The 23,644-nt window shown below is 37.5% G+C and carries 19 protein-coding genes, 1 tRNA gene and 1 pseudogene; 12 read left to right on the top strand and 9 right to left on the bottom strand.

Annotation, left to right across the window (positions count from 1 at the left end):
• Window positions 1-30: 30 nt before the first annotated feature.
• The 5 genes from H592_RS0101120 to H592_RS0101100 all read left to right on the top strand — a co-directional run bounded on the left by H592_RS0101120 (window position 31) and on the right by H592_RS0101100 (window position 5,107).
• Window positions 31-315 carry a YeaC family protein gene (locus H592_RS0101120; RefSeq protein WP_028867113.1) on the top strand — a complete coding sequence of 95 codons (285 nt, stop codon included), beginning with the start codon at window positions 31-33 and terminating at the stop codon, window positions 313-315.
• Between the two features lie 519 nt (window positions 316-834).
• Window positions 835-1,410, top strand: a complete 576-nt coding sequence (gene lpcA, locus H592_RS0101115; RefSeq protein WP_028867112.1) for a D-sedoheptulose 7-phosphate isomerase — start codon at window positions 835-837, stop codon at window positions 1,408-1,410.
• Window positions 1,411-1,418: 8 nt separating this feature from the next.
• Complete coding sequence (locus H592_RS0101110) at window positions 1,419-2,186, top strand: class II glutamine amidotransferase (RefSeq protein WP_028867111.1); 768 nt, start codon at window positions 1,419-1,421, stop codon at window positions 2,184-2,186.
• Between the two features lie 273 nt (window positions 2,187-2,459).
• Complete coding sequence (locus H592_RS0101105) at window positions 2,460-3,548, top strand: DNA alkylation repair protein (RefSeq protein WP_028867110.1); 1,089 nt, start codon at window positions 2,460-2,462, stop codon at window positions 3,546-3,548.
• A gap of 254 nt (window positions 3,549-3,802) precedes the next feature.
• Window positions 3,803-5,107, top strand: a complete 1,305-nt coding sequence (locus H592_RS0101100; protein WP_425414378.1) for a dicarboxylate/amino acid:cation symporter — start codon at window positions 3,803-3,805, stop codon at window positions 5,105-5,107.
• 115 nt (window positions 5,108-5,222) lie between these two features.
• On the opposite strand, the gene cueR is transcribed toward H592_RS0101100, so the two are convergent.
• A complete protein-coding gene (gene cueR, locus H592_RS0101095) occupies window positions 5,223-5,609 on the bottom strand; it encodes a Cu(I)-responsive transcriptional regulator (protein ID WP_028867108.1) in 387 nt (128 codons plus the stop codon).
• 206 nt (window positions 5,610-5,815) lie between these two features.
• A complete protein-coding gene (locus tag H592_RS0101090) occupies window positions 5,816-8,206 on the bottom strand; it encodes a heavy metal translocating P-type ATPase (RefSeq protein ID WP_028867107.1) in 2,391 nt (796 codons plus the stop codon).
• Window positions 8,207-8,523: 317 nt separating this feature from the next.
• On the opposite strand from H592_RS0101090, the gene dinB reads away from it, so the two are divergent.
• A complete protein-coding gene (gene dinB / locus H592_RS0101085) occupies window positions 8,524-9,645 on the top strand; it encodes a DNA polymerase IV (RefSeq protein WP_084296171.1) in 1,122 nt (373 codons plus the stop codon).
• A gap of 584 nt (window positions 9,646-10,229) precedes the next feature.
• Here the strand turns inward: dinB and H592_RS0101080 are convergent.
• Together H592_RS0101080 and H592_RS21260 are read right to left on the bottom strand one after the other, a co-directional pair.
• Window positions 10,230-10,856: a trimeric intracellular cation channel family protein gene (locus H592_RS0101080; protein WP_028867105.1), complete on the bottom strand. Its 627-nt coding sequence runs from the start codon at window positions 10,854-10,856 to the stop codon at window positions 10,230-10,232.
• A gap of 61 nt (window positions 10,857-10,917) precedes the next feature.
• Window positions 10,918-11,443 (bottom strand): annotated as a pseudogene (locus tag H592_RS21260) (aminotransferase class I/II-fold pyridoxal phosphate-dependent enzyme); the annotation flags it as partial.
• Window positions 11,444-11,604: 161 nt separating this feature from the next.
• On the opposite strand from H592_RS21260, the gene H592_RS0101070 reads away from it, so the two are divergent.
• Entirely contained in the window at window positions 11,605-12,522 is a 918-nt protein-coding gene (locus H592_RS0101070) for a LysR family transcriptional regulator (protein WP_084296170.1), read from the top strand.
• A 188-nt stretch (window positions 12,523-12,710) separates the two neighbouring features.
• Here the strand turns inward: H592_RS0101070 and H592_RS0101065 are convergent, their stop codons facing one another.
• From H592_RS0101065 to H592_RS0101055, 3 genes are read right to left on the bottom strand one after another with little or no spacing between them, the layout of a single operon-like run.
• Window positions 12,711-12,971 (bottom strand): substrate-binding domain-containing protein, encoded by a 261-nt coding sequence (locus tag H592_RS0101065; protein WP_028867103.1) that lies wholly within the window; start codon window positions 12,969-12,971, stop codon window positions 12,711-12,713.
• Between the two features lie 60 nt (window positions 12,972-13,031).
• Window positions 13,032-13,628 (bottom strand): MarC family protein, encoded by a 597-nt coding sequence (locus tag H592_RS0101060; protein ID WP_028867102.1) that lies wholly within the window; start codon window positions 13,626-13,628, stop codon window positions 13,032-13,034.
• A 22-nt stretch (window positions 13,629-13,650) separates the two neighbouring features.
• Window positions 13,651-15,036 (bottom strand): YjiH family protein, encoded by a 1,386-nt coding sequence (locus H592_RS0101055; RefSeq protein WP_037070670.1) that lies wholly within the window; start codon window positions 15,034-15,036, stop codon window positions 13,651-13,653.
• A 437-nt stretch (window positions 15,037-15,473) separates the two neighbouring features.
• Here H592_RS0101055 and H592_RS0101050 point away from each other — a divergent pair, with 437 nt between their 5' ends.
• Window positions 15,474-16,493, top strand: a complete 1,020-nt coding sequence (locus H592_RS0101050) for a GGDEF domain-containing protein (protein ID WP_028867100.1) — start codon at window positions 15,474-15,476, stop codon at window positions 16,491-16,493.
• Between the two features lie 625 nt (window positions 16,494-17,118).
• Entirely contained in the window at window positions 17,119-17,679 is a 561-nt protein-coding gene (locus H592_RS0101045) for a glutathione S-transferase family protein (protein ID WP_028867099.1), read from the top strand.
• Between the two features lie 162 nt (window positions 17,680-17,841).
• On the opposite strand, the gene pyk is transcribed toward H592_RS0101045, so the two are convergent.
• Together pyk and H592_RS0101035 are read right to left on the bottom strand one after the other, a co-directional pair.
• On the bottom strand, window positions 17,842-19,275 hold the full coding sequence (pyk, locus tag H592_RS0101040) for a pyruvate kinase (protein WP_028867098.1): 1,434 nt from the start codon (window positions 19,273-19,275) through the stop codon (window positions 17,842-17,844).
• 157 nt (window positions 19,276-19,432) lie between these two features.
• Window positions 19,433-20,284: a MurR/RpiR family transcriptional regulator gene (locus H592_RS0101035; protein ID WP_028867097.1), complete on the bottom strand. Its 852-nt coding sequence runs from the start codon at window positions 20,282-20,284 to the stop codon at window positions 19,433-19,435.
• A 245-nt stretch (window positions 20,285-20,529) separates the two neighbouring features.
• Between H592_RS0101035 and H592_RS0101030 the strand changes: the two genes are divergently transcribed.
• The 3 genes from H592_RS0101030 to H592_RS0101020 all read left to right on the top strand — a co-directional run bounded on the left by H592_RS0101030 (window position 20,530) and on the right by H592_RS0101020 (window position 23,316).
• Window positions 20,530-21,480 (top strand): glucokinase, encoded by a 951-nt coding sequence (locus H592_RS0101030; RefSeq protein ID WP_028867096.1) that lies wholly within the window; start codon window positions 20,530-20,532, stop codon window positions 21,478-21,480.
• Window positions 21,481-21,597: 117 nt separating this feature from the next.
• Window positions 21,598-21,685, top strand: a tRNA-Ser gene (locus tag H592_RS0101025).
• A gap of 434 nt (window positions 21,686-22,119) precedes the next feature.
• Window positions 22,120-23,316, top strand: a complete 1,197-nt coding sequence (locus tag H592_RS0101020) for a hypothetical protein (protein WP_028867095.1) — start codon at window positions 22,120-22,122, stop codon at window positions 23,314-23,316.
• Window positions 23,317-23,644 lie beyond the last annotated feature (328 nt).

Here is a 23,644-nt window from a genome sequence, read left to right as displayed (position 1 = left end):
ACATTACTAAACTAGTTACGGGTAAAGTCTGTGTCAAATATCAATGAGTATGCAAAAAATATATCTTCAGAGCTTTATGAAAAGCTAAAAACAGCCGTAGAAACTGGGAAGTGGTTAGATGGCGCACCACTCAACGAGGAGCAAAAAGCACACTCGCTACAATTGGTGATGGCTTACCAAAAAGAGTTTAATGTCGAGCCGGACCATTTCACCATTGCTCAAAATGGTGAAATTTATATGGAATCAAAAAAAGTATTAAAAAATCAATTCGCCAAAGCGACTGAAACTGACGAAGTACATTTAATTAATTTATAACCGCGATACTTCAAAGTGCAAAGTCTGCAAGGAAAACAAGCGTTAAGGTGATAGGCATAACATTGAGCTTTCGAGAGATTAACTTGGTTATTCCTGTATCGCTACAATGATTAAAAGAGAGCATACTGTCGCTAATTGTTCTACATAGCAAGTTTATAACAACTCAAATTAGTGATGTTTATCTTGCCCTACGGGGCACGCGCTCAAATACCATGCTCTGTTGCAATAATCAAAAAGGGCAGTTTATTACTTGATATTGTGACTTGCTTTGATATTCGAGTTCCTGCCTGACAAAGAACTTTGAAGTAAGATGGGGATATAACAACTCGTGATTTTAGTTCAATAATATACTGCTCGCGTCGGCTGTGGTTGTAGATTTTCCTTGCTGACTTTGCATCTCACAGTATCATGGAGAAATACGAGCGCTTACTCGTAAGTTAAAAAATATAAATTAATAAAATATTGATGGTTACGTTTTCTGATCTGATGATTATCAATCAATCCAATTAAGTAGGTACTATGAATTTATCGATTATTAAAGATGAGCTACAAGAAGCTCAACAGGTGTTAACCGCATTTCTTTCGGAACAACAAAACTTACAACATATTGAAGATGCAGCTTCATTACTAGCAGATGCTTTTAAAAATGATGGCAAAGTATTAGCTTGTGGTAACGGCGGCTCTCATTGCGATGCCATGCATTTTGCAGAAGAATTAACAGGTCGCTATCGTGAACATCGTCCATCATACCCAGCGATTGCAATTTCAGATGCCAGTCATATCTCCTGTGTAGGCAATGACTATGGTTTTGAACAAATATTTGCACGCTATTTAGAAGGTGTTGGGCGTGCTGGGGACGTATTATTCTGTTTATCGACCAGTGGTAACTCGACCAATATTCTAAAGGCCATTGATGTGGCAAAAAGTAAAGGTATTAAAGTCATTGCATTAACCGGTAAAGACGGTGGAAAAATGGCGGGTCTTGCGGATGTTGAGATTCGAGTGCCACACTTTGGTTATGCTGATCGTATTCAAGAAATACATATTAAGATCATTCATATTTTGATCTATTTAATTGAAAAGAAAATGGCTTAGGTTAAACAATGTGTGAATTATTAGGCATGAGTGCCAATGTCCCAACTGATATTTGTTTTAGTTTTAGTGGGTTAGTGAAACGAGGTGGAGCAACTGGACCTCATAAAGATGGGTGGGGGATCACCTTTTATGAGGGCAAAGGCTGTCGCAGTTTTAAAGATCCTAACCCTAGTTGTGATTCTAAAATTGCAGAACTTGTTAAAAAATACCCGATTAAAAGTAAATCGGTGATCAGCCATATTCGTCAAGCAAATCGTGGTGGTGTTAATTTAGAAAATACACATCCGTTTATTCGCGAGCTATGGGGACGTAATTGGACTTATGCGCATAATGGCCAACTTACAGGGTACGAAAGTCTAGAAATGGGGCATGCTTGCCCTGTTGGTGAAACAGACAGTGAACGGGCCTTTTGTTGGATTTTGCACAAGCTACATCAAGACTTTCCTGAGCAACCGACTGATATGCGATTAATCTTCAAAAAAATAGCCAGTTATGCGGATCAATTAAGAGCATTAGGTGTTTTTAATATGTTGTTGAGTGACGGCCAATATGTGATGTGTTACTGCACTAATAATTTACACTGGATAACACGACGCGCTCCTTTTGGTAAGGCACAGTTAATCGATGAAGATATGATCGTTGATTTTCAAGAGGAAACTTCTGACAGTGATATTGTTACCGTGATTGCAACTCGTCCACTCACTAAAGACGAAGCATGGAATAAAATGGAAACAGGGCAGTTCTGTGTTTTCCATTTTGGAGAGTTAATTTTGTAATCAATAATGAGGTCATGAATTTTAATAAAATGATCTCATTACTCATTCCCGTTATCATCTCTATTATTTATGCCTTTAAGCTGGTAAATATCACATTCATTTTTTTATGATGGTGAGCTCAGTAAAATCTTAAACCTATCAGCTGGCAATTAGTCACTTCTCAATTCGATGCTAACTATCTCCGCTTACTTATTTACTTAATCGGTAGTCTATTAAACAACTTATCTACTAAACAACTCATCTACTAAACAACTGACTAAAAATAGGAACAACATGGCTGCTTTATTAAAAGATGTATATAACCCAAATTATATTTCTCACCTAGCTGATGTTGTTGAAAACAGTTATCCATTATTGCAAAAAAAACAATTTATCGAAGCGGTGTTTAACGAAGAGTGGATAGATAAAGAGCTCAAAGCACGGACTTTACACCTTGCACAACAACTGAACCTCTTTATTGAGCTTGATTACTTACAAAGCTTAGCGGTTATTAAACAAATAGCGCCTTATTTTACAGGTTACGAAGGCATGTTTATTCCTGCTTTTGTTGAATGCTACGGATTGCATGAATTTTCAGCCTCAATTGATGCGCTCTCTTATATAACCCAGTTTGCAAGTGCCGAGTTCGCGGTACGACCTTTTATTGTCCAATATCCACAACAAATGCAATCTGTCTTATTAACATGGTGTAATAGTGACGATCGTCATATACGTCGTTTAGCATCGGAAGGGTGTCGACCTCGATTACCTTGGGCAATGGCTTTACCTGAATTTAAAAAGGATCCCAACTTCATCTTGCCGGTTTTAGATGCATTAAAAAATGACGATAGCGAATATGTACGACGAAGTGTGGCTAATAACCTCAATGACATTGCCAAGGATCACCCTTTAATTGTGGTTAACTTAGCACAACAGTGGTTAGCTGAAAGTGAAACTACAGAGACAAAACGTTTAGTAAAACACGCCTGTCGTAGCTTATTAAAGCAAGCACACCCATCTGCATTGGCATTATTTGGTTATTTACCTCCAGTGCATGTTGAAGTGGTTGATTTTAAAGCTGATAAAGTCGTATCGATAGGAGAGGTTTTTACTTTTTCTTGCCTTTTAACACATCAGAAATCCTTACCCTTGAATAAATTAAGGATCGAATTTGCCATTGATTTCATGAAAAAAAATGGACAACAAGCCCGTAAAATATTTCAACTATCCGAGGCGGTTATCAACAAAAATAACAAGCCGATCTGCAAATCTTTTAGCTTTAAAAAAATCTCTACAAGACAATATTACAGTGGTCAACATAGTGTTGCCATCTTAGTTAATGGTGTGCAATTAGCTGCTATTGATTTTATGTTAGCTGGTTAAAGAAGTATTAAAATGTCGTCATTTCTGTAGAATTGTGATCTAAGTACGTTTTGTTAAACGCTACTGCACTTATCTGATCGAATACCATACAAAGCGAACTTTTCAGACCGTAATAATGAGCTTAAATGCGCAACAGTGGATAATTAGCCTTGTGTGAGTACTTAATGCTGAAATGCAGATTGATGTTTAATTTCTTATAAAGTAAAGGATTATATGATGGAAAACAAGGAAGTATTATGACCGCAACAACCGCAATAAAAAACCAAAATAAAATGTCATTAACTAAGCGTGTATTGGTCGGGATGGGCTTAGGTATTTTGGTTGGATTTGTTATCCGCAGCCTCTTCGCTGATGTTGCATTTGTTCAAGACTATATTGTAAACGGTGTCTTTTATGTTGGCGGCAAAGTTTTTATCGCTACGCTTAAAATGCTTGTGGTGCCATTGATTTTTGTCTCATTAGTGTGTGGAACAAGTAGCTTAAAAGATCTCTCCACATTAGGTCGTTTAGGTGGTAAAACCTTATCATTTTATATGTTGACGACAGCTATCGCGATCACGCTTGCTATTTTTATGGCTAATTTTTTTGAACCTGGCGTAGGCGTCGATTTAGCGCAAGCAACCAGTTTTTCCTCTAAAGATGCGCCCTCGTTGGGAGACGTTATTATTAACATGTTTCCAACCAATCCTATTAGCTCAATGGCTGAAGGCAATACCTTGCAAATAATCATATTTTCAATTTTGTTCGGTATTGCTATTAGCGTTTCAGGCCCTGAGGGTGAACGCATTGCAAGTTTATTTTATGACTTCAACAAAGTGATCATGAAGTTAGTCGTTATGTTAATGAATATCGCGCCATACGGGGTATTTTTCTTAATGGCAAAACTATTTAGTGACATTGGGTTAGAAGCCATATTCAATCTAATCAATTACTTCTTAGTATTAAGTGCTACCTTGTTACTGCATGCTTTGGTGACTTATAGTCTCTTTTTTAAAGCACTCACTGGTTTAAATCCAATCACGTTTTTCAAAAAGATGGAAACAGCGATCACTTTTGCTTTTTCAACAGCATCATCAAATGCAACTATCCCTGTGACCTTAGAGACAGTAACCAAGCGCTTAGGTGTCAATAATAAAGTTGCCTCATTCACCGTTCCACTGGGTGCCACCATTAATATGGATGGGACTGCTATCATGCAAGGTGTTGCCACCGTGTTCATTGCACAGGCTTTTAATATTCACTTAAGTCTTTCCGATTATGGGGCTGTTATTCTAACGGCGACGTTAGCGTCAGTAGGCACGGCAGGCGTGCCGGGTGTTGGCTTAATTATGCTCGCCATGGTACTTAATCAAGTGGGTCTGCCGGTTGAAGGTATCGCGATGATTCTTGGGGTTGATAGATTATTGGATATGATCCGTACCGCCGTTAACATAACCGGTGATAGTGTGATCACCTGTATTGTAGCGAAGTCGGAAGGTGAAATGGACATTGATGTATTTAACGACCCTAGTGCAGGTGCGAGTGAAGAATCGGTACAATTAGGGACAACGAAAAAATAATAGCGCTGGTGGCTTGTTACATTGGTTTAAAAACCCAGTTTGAACTGGGTTTTTATGTTCTTAACTTTTAATACAACCGTGTATTGTAATTCGCTAATACAGGCTAGAAAACGGCTCAGCTAAATGCATCGATAATACTACATTGCGACTGTTCATCGCCGGGACATTGTTGAGTGATTTTAGTCAACTGATTCACAATTGCCTGTTGCTGTTGAATGCGTGACTCAATCTCTTTAATTTTTTCTAGCGCTATTTTTTTTACATCTGCGCTATTTCTATTCTCATCTTCACCAAGTAATAGTAAGGCTTTACATTCTTTTAGGTTAAAACCTGCTAATTTCGTTTTATGAATAAAATGCAACTGTTTTAATATTTGCGGTGTATAAAAACGGTAATCGTTTTCGCCTCTTGGTGGAGTACTAATCAATCCAATAGATTCGTAATGGCGAATTGATTTAATGGACAATCCTGTCTCTTTTGCTGCTTGGCTTATTGAATACATAACGACTCCTGCCTCTATCATGTGTGTTTAAATCGTACGTTAAATTATTATATTTAATGTACATTTTCTCGCATATGCTATTTGCTGATTTTGCACATTGATGCCAAATCAGCATGTGCAAAGTGACCTAAGTATGAGTTACTTAGTGCCACTTTTGTTTATAGCTATCAACAATAGTTAATTATCAGTACTGATTTTATTAATGCTTATTTGTCAGTACTAATGTTAATGCGTTTTAAGCGTAATGAATTACTCAATACCGTTAAGCTTGACGCAGTCATTGCGATTGCCGCTACAGTTGGGTTCAAGTAACCAAAGGCCGCTGCTGGAATTGCTAAACTATTAAAAATAAATGCCCAAAATAAATTTTGACGAATGGTCGACCAAGTACTGCGTGAAATCTTAATCGCCACTGCTATTAAACGCGGGTCATCTCGCATTAATGTCATTGAGGCTGTTTGTTTTGCAACATCACTACCTCCGCCCATTGCGATGCTCACATCGGCTTTCGCTAATGCAGGTGCATCATTAACACCATCGCCTACCATCGCCACTAGCGATTGTTTTTGTAGTGTTTCTAGCTGTTGTAATTTTTGTTCAGGTGTTTGTTCTGCAAAATAGCTTTTAATACCTAATTGCTGACTCATCGATTTTACAACACTGTCTTTGTCGCCACTTATTAGCGTGGTAGATAGTCCCAATTGATGTAAGTCAGAGATGGCTTGTTGGCTCTCAGGACGAACTTGATCGGCAATACTAAAATAACCAATCAGATTTTGTTGATAGCAAACATAAATTACATTATCAGTTGTTTCCGGTTTAACGCCTCGAATGGCAAGCTGTTGGTTTAAATCAATATTAAAATGCGACAGTAGCTTTGCATTACCAGCAATGATTTCTTGGTCATTAACACGCCCGTGGATACCTTCACCGTGAATACTTTGTATATCATTGACTGTGGTTGCTTGAATATCAAGTGTCTCGCAATGTTCAACAACCGCTTTTGCAATTGGGTGTTTACTTGCTTGCTGTAAGCCTAATAAAAGCGGTAGGAAGTCTTTATCAAATGCAGTTATATTATTTAAACTAACTTGTCCCTTGGTTAACGTACCGGTTTTATCAAAGGCAATATGCGTTAATTTATGTGCAAGTTGTAATGTATTGATATCTTTTATTAAAATACCTTTTTGCGCTGCGAGCCCAGTGCCAACCACCATGGCCGTAGGGGTTGCTAAACCTAATGCACAAGGACAAGCAATCACTAGTACCGCTACACTGTGGATCAAGGCTTGTTCAAAGTCTCCACTATGTAACCACCATGCACTAAACGTCACTGCTGCAATGGCTAATACAATCGGAACAAAAATAGCGCTGATTCTATCCACTAACTCTAATATTGGTGCTTTACTCATTTGAGCGGATTCAACTAATTGAATAATTTGATGCAATTTGGTTTGTTCTTTGACCGCAGTGCTCTTCATTAACAACACACCATCGCCATTAATCGTGCCGGCAAACACTGTATCTTCTACTTGTTTAAGCACTGGCTTACTTTCGCCGGTTAATAATGCTTCATCAATGTAGCTGCTGCCTTCTAAAATAACGCCGTCAACGGGGACTTTATCACCGGCTGCAATTTGTATTAGGTCGCTCACTTGTACTTGATCAATCAATACTCGTTTGAATACTTTACCTTTTTTGACCAAGGCATCAACGGCTTGTAATTTATTTAGAGCACTCACCGCTTTAGAGCTTGCTTGTTTAGCTTGAAATTCCAAATATTTACCTAAACGAATTAATACGATCACTAAACTACTGCTTTCAAAATAAAGATGCCCCGTATTGCCTTTTAGCATCATATATAGACTGAAAAAGTAGGCTGCAGAGGTGCCTAACACCACTAACACATCCATATTCGCTGATCGACCTTTCAGGCTTTTCCAAGCACCTTTATAGAAACGAGCACCAATAATAAATTGTAGAGGAGTCGCTAAAGCAAGCTCAAACCAAGGCGTTAATAACGGCGAATCACTAAATAGCATACTGACCATTGCTAACCAGAATGGCAGACTTAACAGTAGGGCAATAGCGAGGCCTAGTTTTTCTTGTTGTTGTTTTTTACGTTCTTTGCTTTGTTTTTCAATTAATTGTTGTTGTGATGTGATCGCTTTCTTTGCCGTTAATGGATAAGGACTTAAGGCGATTAACGCTTTGATAAAAGAGTCGTTAACAAAACTTTCTAATGTTTCTACATACACAATTTGCGTCGCAAAATTTGCTTTTACATCCACCACTAGTGGGTGTTTTTTTAATGCTGTTATCGTTGATTCTACACAGCTTGAACAAGACCACTCCGCTTCAAACACTACTTGTTGGTGATCGGTCTGATAGCCTTTTTGCTCTAAAATAGTGATGATTTGAGGCGCAATAGGGCTTTTTAATTGCGCTTCATCGACGCTTAAGCTTGCTTTTTCTAAAGTGATATTTACATTGGCTTCGATGCCATCAAGTGTATTAAATGCTGCACTTAGTTTACTGGCACAACTAGCACAATTCATTCCATAGACAGGGAACGTTATTTGTTGTGTTGTTGTCATATCAGTTACCTTATTAGTTAAAAATAGTAAGTTAAGTGATGATTATTTGGGACAATTAAAATGCCTGATCTCACTCAATAGTTAAAGCTTAACCTTTACCCTAAGGTCAATGTCAAACGTAAGTTTAATTTTTAACTTGTATTTTTTCAGTAGAGCCATTAAATTAACTGTCTATAAACACAGTTAATGCGTTGTAGTAAATTATTTTAGTGCTATTAACTATTATCATTCAACTAGTTATCAGTGTTTGTTAATTTTTGATTGTTAATCTTTTATCCATTTATCTTCCACGCAATGCTACTAGAGGTCGTTTAACCATGTATTCAGAAACGACCGAGTCAGATCCAGATGTTAAAACGCCGAGTGTTACTCCAATAGCACGTAAAATAATTCATATTGATATGGATTGTTTTTATGCTGCAGTCGAAATGCGTGACAATCCTAGCTATCAGAATATACCACTTGCGATAGGGGGCCGCAGTCAACGTAGAGGTGTTTTGTCGACGTGTAATTACTTAGCACGTCAATATGGTGTGCATTCTGCTATGCCTGTATTTCAAGCAAAGCAATTGTGTCCAGATCTGCTTATCGTGCCGGGAAGAATGTCGGTTTATGTGGAAGTCTCTAAAAAGTTACGTGAAATTTTCTTTCGCTACACCTCTTTAGTTGAACCTTTATCACTGGACGAAGCTTTTTTAGATGTTACCGACTGTACTTTGTTCCAAGGTTCGGCCACTTATATTGCCCAAGATATAAGAAAATCGATTCAACAAGAATTGAATCTAACAGCATCTGCGGGTGTTTCATACTGTAAATTTTTAGCGAAAATAGCCTCTGATGAAAATAAACCTAATGGACAATGTGTGATCAGTCCAGAGCAAGCCAGTGACTTTATTTTAACCTTGCCACTTAAAAAAATACCCGGTGTAGGTAAAGTAGGGCAGCAACACTTAGCTGACAAAGGCTTGTTTACCTGTGGTGATATTAGGAAATACCCAGAACAAGAGTTGTTATCGACTTTTGGTAAACTAGGGCAAGCATTATTAGCTTACAGTAAGGGCATTGACCAACGAGAAGTACAACCGAATAGAGAGCGAAAATCCATTGCTGTTGAGCATACATTTGAACATAACTTGCTCAGTGAAGAGCAGTGCCTAAAGCAGCTCAGTGATTTTTACTTACAATTACAATCTCGGTTGGAAAAACATTTAGAGAATAAAGTGATCACTAAATTGGGGATAAAGCTAAAGTTTAGTGACTTCACAATCAAAAGTAGTGAGCGAAAATATACGCAACTTAACATTTCAATTTTTGAACAATTGTTACATCAATTGATTGCTGCCAATCCGGACAAACCCATTCGCTTATTAGGCCTCAGTGTTGGCTTAAGCAATAAACTCCCTGAGCAACCAGTACAGTTGAGTTTGATTGATGAGTAACCTTACCGTTTAACGTTATCCCATGACTGTGATTTAATGATGTTGAATCTCTATAGCTAACGTTAATGAAGGAAGGTAAAGCTTAAAAGGGAATTGCTGAAACTAAATTGGTTAATCTCAGCAATATTAGAACTGTAATCTTGCGTGAGTTTTGTGCATGAGACAGTCAATCGACTGCTATTACATTGAAATAATGCGCATGGCTTCGTAAATAAATTGATTCAATTACAACTGAATCATCAACTTATATCGAGACTGCAGACACATGGGGCATAAAGTGGATAGTCGTTATGAGAACCAAACTACAGCAAAATACATTCATACTTGTGGAGTTCGGGAGCGTTTATTGAAAGAGTGAGCCTCTCTACGTGTAATAATACTCTATTTAGACGGGGTAGGTACTTACTTGAAGCAAGGGGGGACCAAGCATTTGTGAGCGATCATTTTCTGAATGGATGCGTGCATGTTAGTTGCGTCCAAAATTTAGATTAAGGCTGATTTTATAGCTTTAATCGTTGGGCTCAGATAAATTGACAATACCATCAGTTAGTATGAATAGAAGTTAGTATGAATAGAAGTTAAGCTTAAGTTTCTCTATCAAGTATAAATACAGGTAAAGACAGGTGCCAATATATTGCACTTAGTCGCAATGTTAGCGTGCCACATATAGCAAGCAGCATTGATAAAATTGGCGTTAATCCAATGAAATGGCCTATTACAAATAAGGTTGCGCCTAAAATAGATGCTGTCGCGTATATCTCTTTTTGTAAAACAAAGGGGATTTGACCACTTAAAAGATCTCGTACCATACCACCTGCTACACCTGTGATACAGCCCATACCAATTGCCACGGGGCCAGTAAATCCAAAAGACAATGCTTTTTGTGCTCCGATAATGGTAAATATGGCCAAGCCAAAGGCATCTAGCAGAGGTAATAAAAACACTGGAAAACGATGAATATGATGCAGCCAAATAACACTTAAAACGGTAGTGCATAAAATTACGTATAAATAGGTGTTATCAAGAATCCAAAATACGGGTGTTGCGCTCATCATCATATCTCGAATGGTTCCTCCACCAATACCAGTAACAGTAGCTAAAACTATGATGCCAAAGGGATCCATACGTAAACGGGCTGCAACAAGTACCCCTGATATCGCACAAGCAATTACACCTAACATATCTGCAAAATAAATAAAATTGTGTAACATATAGTCTGTCCGTAGGTTAAAAATATTGCAACTATTGAAGTCGTCGCCATTTAAGCCTTTTATGACGAGCACCAACTTCAGTTGCAGCAATTAATTGTTGATCTAATTCTACCATATCATTATTTGCATAACGGTAAACGTTTCGCTTTACATAAACGAACACCATCAATGGTTGATGCGTGATTAAGTGAATCGGAGATAATCGCATCGTTTGCATCTAAAATAGTTTTAAATAACCCCGTATTTGCATCAAAGCAAGAGGTATACAAGATAGTATCTTCCATCCCTAAAAATGCTGATAACTTAGCTTCTAATTGCTTATGCTTATCTTGCGTATCACAAATAAAGCGTACGGATGCCATACCAAAACCTTGCTCATATAGCCACTTCTTAGCTGTTTCGATTAAAGAGGGATGATTTGCTAAACCTAAGTAGTTATTAGCGTAGAAGTTTAAAAACTCTTCATCTGTAGAGATAGAAACAGCGGCATTTTGAGCTGAAGTAATAACGCGCTCACGTTTATATAGGCCTTCTAATTTTAGGTCTTTTATCTGATTATTGATTTGATTATAAAAGGTAGAGGTCATGAGCATATTCCTTTTAAACATTTAATAAAAACAGATTGTTATGAAATAAACCCGAACAAGCTATAGAATCATTTACACCGTAAATACATTCTAATTGATTCGATATAAGAGTATTATCCCTATAGATGGAAAAGCATTAGTGAAAAAAAGGCACAAATGGAATGATAATATCTCAAAAACTGATCGCCTTATTACCCGACCTTGCTAGTTTTACTCTTGTTGTTCAGGAGAGAAGCTTTACTGCTGCGGCTAAAAAACTAAATGTCACACCTTCAGCGCTGAGTAAAACAGTTACCCGGCTAGAAAAAGCCTTATCTGTTAAACTCTTTGAACGAACGACCAGAAAACTGATCATTACCGAAGCAGGAAAGAAGATTTATGATCAATGCATTTCTATGGTTAATGCTGCACAGCAAGCGGTTGAAATATCAAGTGTCATCCATCATAAGCCTGCTGGCTCAATAACCGTTGCCGCGCCTGAGGCATTTTTAAATGTGGTGTTACAGCCTTTTGTCATACCATTTTTAAAGCAGTATCCGCAGATTCAGCTCAAGTTACGTGCTATTGATGGGGCAATCGATATTTTTACAACGGGGATCGATATTGCCTTTCTTCTTACCGATAAACCTGATGAAAATTTGGTTCTAAAAGAGATTGGTAAAACCAACTTAGTGCTATGTGCAAGCCCTGATTACCTAAAAGAGAAAGGGGTTCCATCCCACCCTGAACAATTAACAGAGCACGATTGTCTATATTTAGCTGAAAATGAAACCGACCACATCTGGGATTTTATTAAAGGCGATGAATCCCATACAGTGTCAGTTTCAGGACGCTACGCAGTCAACCACTCTCAGATGCGCTTAAACGGAGTTATTAATGGCTTAGGTATCGGTATTTTCCCTGATTTTGTGGTGCAGGAAGCAATAAGCAAAGGAAATGTTACTGAGGTTCTCTGCGACTGGACGATTAAGAGTAATTATCAGGGGATCATTGCACTTCAGTATGCCCAAACTAAATATATGCCAACTAGGCTCAGAGTTTTTATCGACTACGCTATGCAGCATTTGGCAATAAATTAGGGTTTATACTGCTAGGGTAGTGAAATCAATTAATCACACTATGATTGTCTACTCTCAGGTTGATTTGAGCGCTCCCCTTGGGGGAACTGTGGATCTCATCTTCAATAGTTGGATTTTGAATTCAAGTATAGCTTCGGTAAATTTGAAGGATAGTCATAGGCGACTTTATAGTGCAATGAAGCTAGGCCTCAAATAATATTATGATTTTTCTTCTTCGTCGTATTACGTTCTATAAATTTTATTGGAATCATGAGTTTTACTAAGCTAGCGCTCTGTTCTGCAATTTGTTCTACAATGATTTTTACCGACTCACCGGATAAGCGGCTAAAGTCTTGCTGAAAACTAGTGAGTTGATAATTGAGCCATTCTGTGTGAGGTATATCATCAAAACCAATCACTTGTAACTCTTCAGGAATACGCAGTTTAAACTCTAATCGAGCGACATCCATCAGCAATATTAGAACTGTAATCTTGCGTGGGTTTTGTGCATGACAGGCAATCGACTGCTATTACATTGAAATATTACGCACGCCTTCATAGATAAATTGAATCGCCAACGCGGCAAGAATCACGCCTAAGAAACGACGCAATATTTCATCACCCGTTTTGCCAATGAACTTTTTCAAGTACTTTGACATCATCATACCCACCAGAGTGATCAATAAAACACTAATGATAGCGGCACTCACCGTCACGACTGAGTTACCTTGAGTATTTTGCGAGAATAATAAAATGGCTAAGGTAAGTGTGCCAGGGCCTGCTAATAATGGAATAGACATTGGGAAAACTGAAATATCCGCATCTTTATCGGTTTTAGCAAATTTTAGTTCCTGGGTGATCATGATAAAGGCGGTATAAAAAAGTAATAAACCGCCAGAGATACGCAGGGAATTAATATTAATACCCAAGTGATAAAATAGGGCTTCACCGTAATTGCCAAATAAAATCAATGTAACACCACTGATTGCGACTGACTTGATGGCCATTAAATTACGGAATTTTTGATCACTACCCGAGGTTAGCGAATTAAAAATAAGCGCCGACCCAATCGGATCGATAATAACCAATAAACCAGTCATCGCGTGCAGGTATAGTGCAATATCCATTTTATTTTCTTAGCCTAGTCAATTAAAAAATAAGGTGTGCAATGCCTGCAATGACCGGTAAAGTCACTAAGGTACGTAGAATAAAAATCATAAACAATTCAGCAATATTAATTGGAATTTTACTACCAATAAGCAGCGCACCAACTTCACTCATATAAATTAATTGTGTTACCGACATCGCTGCAATGATAAAGCGCGTCATATCAGATTCGATTGAAGCAGCCAAAATTGAAGGGATGAACATATCAGCAAAACCCACCACAATAGTAGTTGAAGCTTGTTCAGCTTCTGGTATTTGTAATAACTCAAGTAGTGGAATAAACGGCATGCCTAAATAGTTAAAGATAGGCGTATATTCAGCAATAATTAAAGCAACAGTACCAATGGCCATGATTACCGGGATCACACCAAAGACCATATCAATAACATTTTTTAAGCCATCTAGTAGTGTATGTTTAACCCCTTTTGAATGTTCTGCACGCTCTAATGCTTGATGCAATCCCCACGATAAAACATGATGACCTTCAGGCGTTTTTTCATCATTTTCGTGACGCGAAGAGCCATCAATATAAGTGTCTTTTTTAAAGCATAAAGGCGGTAATTTAGGCACCACGATAGCAGCAACTAAACCTGCAGCACATACAGAAAGATAAAAAGGTAAAAATAAGTATTCTAATTTAACTTGTGCAATCACCACCAATGAGAAGGTAATCGATACTGCAGAGAACGTTGTACCAATCACTGCCGCTTCACGTTGCGTATAAAAACGTGATTCATATTGTTTACTTGTTAATAGAATACCGACACTGCCGTCACCTAACCAAGATGCCATACAGTCAATAGCACTTCGACCTGGTAAATTAAATACAGGGCGCATAATTTTGGTTAATAAGGTGCCGAATAATTCTAACAAGCCAAAATTAAGCAATAAAGGTAGTAACAAACCAGCAAAAATAAATACACAAAGCAAAATGGGTAACAGGTCGTTCAGCACTAAAGCACCTGTATTACCAGAGTTGATCATTTCTGGGCCAACTTGCCAATAGGTTAGGGTAATAAAAATGGCACCTAATACACGTACTAACAACCAAGCTGGGCTAACATTTAATAATCCATTTAAAAATTGATTCTTTGCTAAAAAAGCAGGTTTAATTAATTTACATAATAAACTTAAAACTGCGGTAGTAAGCACCACTAAGGTTACGATCAATGCCGCAGAATCTCCTAGAAACGCTTGTAGCGCTTTGGAGACAATAGCGATAGGGATAGTTAACGCATTATCGTAATTAATAGGCGTCATAAATAATAACAAACCAATTAAAGAGGGAATAATAAACGTCAAAATCGTCGCGAACGTAAATGATTTTTTTTTTGTCACACTGTTTACCTTTGTTAAGTTTATTAGCATTAAAAGCTAAGGTTAATAGCGCATTTACGCGCAAGGCGGCAAGGGTACTTGCTTTATATTCTGTTGTAAATCGACATGTACTAAGATTTACTGAACCAGATCAGAAAATGTTAAATTAAAGCAAAAAAGGGGGCCAAGACTTCCTGTTAGTTAATTTAAGTAAGCAAATATAAGTTAGCTAATTTAAATCAATGAATGGGAAGTAAGGGGATCGCTAATTGCTTATTAGCTTTTGTAATTTGAACGGCAATGGGCAAAGTTGATGGTGTATTATCGCTTAATACCTATAAAACCATTTTTCCGCCGATAATTAAGGCGAATTATGATTAAAAATGTGATCTGATACGTTCTCTTATTGATGCCGAATAATTTATTTTCCTTAATCCCATCTATACTTTAGCCCACTATAATCAATGACCTGATAAGAAACTGCCCTGATGACCAAAGAATTAATGATTGAATCTGCAAAGAATTTAAAAAAAGCGTTACCACTGATGATGAAATACTCGGTACCGACTACACCGAGTAATTACGCGCTTTGGTATCATTATGCGGCAGAAAAAAATATTGCCTTAAAAGAGTCAATGGATAATCTATTAGCAAACAATGAAAATTGCCCTCCTATCCAAGCTGAATCACTATATCGTGAGCATATTCGTTCAGAAGAAGAAAACGCGACGTTACAGCTACGCACCTCTATTGAAAAAATGATGATCCAACTCGATAAGTCAATTATCGATACTCACTCTGATACCAACCAATTTCAAGAATCCTTTGAAAAGACCGTTGCCAATATCAGCAAAGTGGAAGAAGAAGGCTGGTCAATTGATGAAGTGATTGGATTATTAAAGAACCTAGAAAAAGATGCTAAACAAATGCGTAATGCAACGCGATTTTTTGGTAATAGTTTATCCGTAGCAAAAAGTGAAATAGATTCATTAAAAGAGCAACTAGTTCAAACTCGTCATGCCGCTATGTATGATTCTTTAACGGGATTATTCAACCGTAATGCCTTTGATACGGAGTTATCTGCTTATTTAAAAGCCGATACCAAAGGTTTATGCCTTATTCTTTGTGATATCGACCATTTTAAAAAATTCAATGATACTTGGGGACATTTATTAGGGGACCAAGTTTTAAAAGCGGTAGGTCGAAAAATAAATGATGGCATGCGCAATGGCAGTACGGCTTATCGATTTGGTGGTGAAGAGTTTGTGATGCTGTTGCCCAAAACAAATGTACGAATCGCACGACAATTTGCCGAAACCACACGTAAGCAGTTTGAAAAACTGACCTTAAAAGATAAACGTTCAGGACAAATGATCAATAATATCACCGCGTCATTTGGTGTTGTTGAGAGTAAATCGGGTGAGAGCATCACCGAATTAATTGCACGTGCGGATGACTATTTGTATAAAGCTAAACGATTAGGTCGCAATAGGGTGCTACCTATTTAACTTTCACTGCTTGCTGTTCTGTTAGCGAGCCTATTTAGCTCGCTAATCTTGTACCTATTTCTTTGCTTTTGTTGGTGGTTATCATCAAAGGCATAAAGAGTTTGAATTTCAGCTCATTTTCCCTCATACATATTCTTACAGCACTCTTCATTGTATTAGGGACGCGATACGATAATGCAAACTTTATAGAGGGTGTAAGAATTGATGTTGTGACATGAAGAGCGTAAAGATCGCAACGAGCTAAAAAGAGATCATCTTTGTTTGTTAATCGCCATTTTCACTAGATGGTGAGCATTGAAGTAAAAATATCCGTGCTTAAAAATACAACGTACTCCTTTTGGTACTGATTTTAGCAATATATTAAATGAATACTTATTCCAACCCATAATCTTTACCCATATTCCTAACCCATAATTCCAACCAATTACTTTAACCCACAATTATAAACATTCACTGTTAGTTGACTAATCTATATTCTGCCCATAAAGTAAGTTTTTCAAGGTGTTACTTTATTAACAATGAGCAAGCAATAAAGCATGTTTAATGTTGAAACACGGTTGATTTAAGAACATGGCAGCGTTAATCACTGCACTTATTTTAGTTTATTTATACTTTAGGGATCCCCATGGAATTATACGGTAGTTACACTTCACCTTTTGTCCGCCATTGTCGTATTGCATTTTTACAAACCGAGTTAGATTTTAAATTTATTGAAATTGATGCAACACAAAGTGCAGAATTATCCCCGACTAAGAAAGTGCCTTTATTGATAGATTGTGAATTACAGTTAACTGATTCAACGTCAATTTTAACGCATATTTATGAGGTAGCAGGAGAAGAGTTCTTAAACGACGTAGAGGAAGTTGAGCTATACCATATGGCAAATACCTTGCTTGATGCCTACGTAAACTTATTTATGCTCGCTAAGTTTGATGGTATTACACCAGAAAAAAGTATCTATTTAACGCGTCAACAACAGCGTATTGAATCTGGGTTAGTTGCGATTAATAACAAAAAGTTTAGCCAAGCATTACCGTTAACCCATGCAGAAGTTAGGCTGGCCGCTTTTGTTGATTGGGCCACTTATCGTGAACTTTTATCGTTGAACGATTACCCTCATTTACAACAACTATTAACCTTGGCTAATACTGATCCAATATTTGTTGAAACTGCACCGAAGGGATAATTTTGTTGGGTTTATCCAACGTTATTGATAGTCGTGAACTGCTGATACTCAATTACGTTATACGACCCTCAACAGGATGACGCCTAACAAAAAAGCCGCTTATTGCTAACAAAAAATGTTAACAAGTAAGCGGCTTTTTATTTACTTTAATAAGTTTAAACGTTATTCAACTTTAATAATCTTACAAGTATTGGTGAAACCTTGTTTAACATTATCGCCGTGCGTTAATAAAATAAGATCACCGATTTTAATTAATCCCGATGACTTAAGCGTTTCTAGCGCATTAGCAATGAACTCAATACTGTTTGTGGTAGTAGAGTCAAATTTAACCGGTGTTACACCACGGTATAAAGCACAGTAATTTAATGTTTGTTGATTGCTTGATAATGCATAAATTGGCAAACCTGAGCTTAAACGAGACATTAATAGTGGAGTAGAACCAGAAGCTGTTAAAGCAACAATCGCCTTCACGCCATTAGTATGGTTCGCTGCATACATAGTGGTCATCGCTAAAGCTTCACCTGGATCATCAAAAGTATAGTTAATACGGTGGTTTGAAACATTAATGCTTGGGTGTTTTTCAGCGCCAATACAAACTTCACTCATCGCCTTAACCGTTTCAACAGGATAATCTCCTGCTGCCGTTTCGCCCGATAACATGACTGCATCAGTGCCATCTAACACGGCATTGGCCACATCCATTACTTCTGCACGTGTCGGCATCGGAGCACTGACCATTGATTCCATCATTTGTGTTGCGGTGATCACCACTCGGTTCAAACGACGCGCCGTGCGGATCATATCTTTTTGTACGCCAACTAAACGAGCGTCACCAATTTCAACACCTAAATCGCCACGGGCAACCATCACAACGTCAGACGCTAAAATAATATCTTCTAAGGCTTCTTTTGTTTCAACGGCTTCAGCACGTTCTACTTTAGCGACAATTTTTGCAAAACAGCCAGCTTCCTGTGCTAATTTTCGTGCGTAATGTAGATCTGCTCCATTACGTGGAAATGAAACAGCAAGGTAATCACAACCAATTTCAGCAGCGGTAAAAATATCTTTTTTATCTTTATCTGTTAACGCCGCGGCAGATAAACCACCACCTTGTTTGTTAATACCTTTATTGTTAGATAAAGGTCCACCAATGGTAACAACCGTATGTACTTTATTACCTTCAACAGATTCAACTTTTAGTTGAACACGGCCATCATCTAATAACAATACATCGCCGGTATCAACTTCCTGCGGTAATGTTTTGTAATCAAGACCAACTTGTTGCTGGTTGCCTTGGCCTTTTTCAATATCACTATCGAACGTAAATTTATCACCAACAGCCAATACTATTTTGTTGTTCTCAAAAGTAGATACGCGAATTTTAGGGCCTTGTAAATCACCCATAATAGCCACTTCTTTACCTAATCTAGCCGCGATCTCTCTGACTTGTTGGGCTCGTTTTACGTGATCTGCCGCTTCTCCGTGAGAGAAATTCATTCTAACCATATTAGCGCCAGCTGCAATAATCTGCTCTAAATTATTACCGCGATCCGTGGCGGGGCCTAAAGTGGTTACGATTTTGGTACGTCTTGCCATGTTAACTCCTGTTAAAAATAAAAAAGATAAGAATAAAGCAGGTTAATGAACTTTCGATTACAACTTATATTATCATGGTTAATAGTGATTGTTAGGGAAGTTAACTTGCAAACGAATCACATCGAAACGAGTGATAGTTTACAAGATAAACAAGTGCCTAATCTTCTGTTTTTTCAAAGCGAGAATCTTTAATACCCGCTTTAACACGTTTTAAATTATCTCTAAATTTAGCGCCACGGCGTAAGGTAAACCCAGTGGTCAATACATCAATTAATACCAGCTGTGCAATGCGTGATGACATAGGCATATAAATGTCGGTATCCTCAGGCACACCAAGCGATAACACTAAATTACTTTGCTCAGCTAACGGCGAATCAGCAGCTGTTAATGCAATCACAAAGGCATCATTTTCACGTGCAAGTTGAGCAACTTCGACCAAGGGTTTAGTGCGCCCAGTATGAGAGATCAAAACAATCACATCGCCCTCAGTGCAGTTAATGCAGCTCATGCGTTGCATCACCACATCATCAAAACACGATACCGGAATATTAAAACGGAAAAACTTATTAAGGGCATCATGTGCAACTGATGAAGAAGCCCCTAAACCAAAGAAAGATATTTTATTCGCTTGTGTCAGCACATCCACAGCACGATTGATTAAATTAATATCTAATCCGTTCTTCGCTGCATTTAAACATGCCATTGTGGACTCAAATATTTTTGAAGTATAAGCTTCAGGTCCATCATCTTCATTCACATTACGGTTCACATATGGGGTACCATTCGCTAAACTTTGTGCTAAATGTAGTTTAAAATCAGGGAAACCCTTAGTGTCTAAGCGACGGCAAAAACGATTAACAGTCGGCTCACTGACTTCTGCAATTTTTGCTAGATTAGCAATGCTAGAATGAATTGCTGTTTGCGGAGACGCCAAAATAGCTTCTGCTACTTTGCGTTCAGATTTACTAAATGTATCGAGATTTTTTTTAATTAACTCTAAAGTATTCATTATATTGTTCACTCAGTAGTAATGAGGCGATTAGTGTCTAGTAAGAACATTTGTAACTAGAAATGAAATAAAACTACAAGAAAATCGTTTAAATTCTTAATGGATTATAAAGTAGCCTGATTTTCTTGTCATTTTATTACATAAAAACAATGTTTTAGATCAAATAAAAAAGGCTAAAATAAAAAAAACTGAGAGGCTGATCTGCCTCTTGATCAAAGAAACTTAAAAAGTGTAGGAGCAGAACCATGTTATCAGTTGTTGCAGATGTCGGTGGCACCAATATACGTTTAGCAGTGTTAGATATCGCCAATGGTGAAATGTCTAAAGTAAGAGAGTATCCATGTGCACAATTTATCACTTTAGAATCTGCATTAGTGCAATATTTTGCTACTTTATCAGATCCTGTTAGTCACCTTTGTGTTGGCATTGCCTGCCCAGTTGAAGATGATTTAGTCAGTATGACCAACTTGAGCTGGCAGTTCTCAAAAAGCGAGTTACAACAAAAGCTAGCGTTAAAAACACTCTATGTTATCAATGATTACACTGCTATTTCATTGGCTGTCCCATTTGTTGAAGACAAACAAAAAATTCAGATTGGTGGTGGCGTAGAAGTCACTAATGCCGTGAAAGCTATTTTTGGCCCTGGCACGGGATTAGGCGTATCCCATCTTATTAAACACGATCAAAAATGGGTAAGTTTAGATGGAGAGGGCGGTCATACCAGTTTTGCACCGAACACTTCTCAACAAGCAGACGTATTGCTGCTTTTACAAGGTCAGTTTGGTCATGTCTCTAATGAACGCTTATTATCAGGCCAAGGTTTAGTGAATATTTACCATGCATTATGTCGTCTTGCGGGTAAGCAACCTGAGTTTTTTGAACCTGCTGAAATTACTAAATCAGCATTAGCTGACGAATGTGAAATAGCGGTACAAACATTGACACTATTTTGCCAAGCAATGGGTGGCTTTGCTGGTAACCTTGCGCTTAATCTAGATTGTAAGGGCGGTGTTTATATTGCGGGCGGTATTGTTCCTCGCTTTATTGATTTCTTCCAAAATAGTGAATTCCGCACATTTTTTGAAGCAAAAGGGCGTTTTTCAAAGTATTTGAAAACAGTACCCACTTATTTAATCACTCATGAAAATCCTGGGTTATTAGGTGCCGCTGTTTATTTACGTCAAGAAATAGCATAAATATCTGAAAAAAGAGCGTTAATAGTTGATTTAAAGCACCGAGTTAACTATCATGCGCTCCGCTTACATAATACATACGCACTTCCAGTATGATTAATGAGCAGTTTTAAAATTTACGGAGAATTGGCCGAGTGGCTGAAGGCGCACGCCTGGAAAGTGTGTAAGGGGCAACCCTTCGAGAGTTCGAATCTCTTGTTCTCCGCCACATTAAGTACCGTCAAGGTACGGGAAAACCCGCAACGCTTATCAAAAAGCTTGCGGGTTTTTTTATGTCTGAAAAGTGCTTTGTTCGGCTAACTCAGAAAGAGACAAAGAGAATTGCTTCTTTCTATTGAGTCTCTATATTGTTATGAGGTACGTAGCAGCTTAGGCTTTTATATACTTATACCAATTACATGTTTTTTTTTGATATTGCCGTATTCCCACCGTAATTATTGCAAATCGTCGTGTTTCTGCATGATGTAAACTTTATCTTTTAATTGTAATTTCTTGTTTTACTGTTGAATTAACGTAATATAAATCTATTTTTAATCTATTTTTAATCTATTAATTGATGCCATATTTCCTCCTGAAATATGGCTTTTTGTAAGCTAATATGCTGTTATGTTCCAGTGTTACCTTAAATGAGCCTCAACTATAATGACTGCATCAGAGACCCAAAAAGAAGATGACTGTATAACCCTTGATCTTATCGACACACTATCTGGACAAATACTAGATAAAGCTTGTGATTGGTCAAATAAATTTATTTTTGAACCTTTAGGGGGAAAGTTATCAATAACAATGCCTTTAGCTACTTCTGTAAATGCGGGGGCAAAAGTTCTGTTATCAAAGCCATTAAATCCGGAAATCATCATTAACATGGGAATGATTCATGAAATATATAGGGACTGTTTAACATTTCCAGTGTATACGGAGAAAGTACACCAAACTACTGATACTTTTAGTAATGAAAGTTGGGATTCTTTTAAAGAAACGTCTTTCAAATTTGAATCTGGGATTCCATCCATTGTGCCTGAAGATCTTAGCCCTATCACTAAAGTGTATGCTGATACTTGGTTAAGAGTGGCAGAGGATAAGCTAGAAAAACAACTGAAAGATGTTAAACATGAAGTGTTAAGAAAAACAGTGCCTGCAAGATTTCATATGTTTGAAATGATGCTTCTGTGGGTGTTCTTTCATGAATTATCACATTTGATTCAGTGTCATTATAAATTAAAGGATAAATCCACTGACCGTATTGTCTTTTATGAGATAGAAACTGTTTCGGATGTTCAAGACTTAAAAGGCCAAGCGCGAGAAATTCTTGCGGATATAGAAGGTCTAGATTTAACTCTGCAGTATTTGAACAGAGAAAACTTAAATACGCCTAATTCATTCTATTTATTATTATGCTCTATAACGTGCATGTTTAATCGATTTTATACTGGGAAGTATGAAACTAATTTAAACGCAGTGAAAGGTAGCCACCCACATCCAGTGATAAGAAATGAATACCTACATTTATTTTTTTGTAAAAAAATGGGTATTGAAACTCCCTATGTATGGAAAACAGAGGTGCGGGAATCAATTTTACGGGGTTATGCATATTTAACTGTTAAATCTTCTTTGAGTGCGAGTTTATTTTGGTCTAATAGACATGAGGGGTTTAAGGGCGAGCAGTACCCTTCATATATGGCGGTACAAATGAAAATGAAGAGTAAAGAGGGCGTAGAATATAGGAAAAATATGGGGGATAGTATCCTTAGCCAAATTGATACGATTCTGGAGCATCATTTACAAAAAAACACCATATTAAAAACTATGAAAGATAATACTTTCTTTGAAAATGTATAAAAAGAACATAATCGGGTAGCCGGAGGTATCTAACCTCCAGCCCCCACACCACCCTGCATGCGGCTCCGCACAGGGCGGTTCATCTTATGATGAATAGTGAATATTAATCCACAGATCCTTTAATGATATCAAACCTTGTCTAGCTAAAAACTCATTACTGATCGCTATATTGATCCCTTTGGTTTTCGAACTACGGCAAGGTCCTTTGCTGGTGAGCCCACAGGAAACAGCTAAACGTTCACTGACTCCCAGTTTGATCAAGAAAAAAGATCAGGACATCCATATCTTTTTGACTGAATAGTGATATTTACCTATGGTTAAATAACCA

The organism is Psychromonas arctica DSM 14288, assembly GCF_000482725.1.
In the GTDB taxonomy this organism is placed as follows: domain Bacteria; phylum Pseudomonadota; class Gammaproteobacteria; order Enterobacterales; family Psychromonadaceae; genus Psychromonas; species Psychromonas arctica.
Note: the sequence above shows the minus strand (reverse complement) of the source record. Positions and strands in the feature narration are given on the sequence as shown.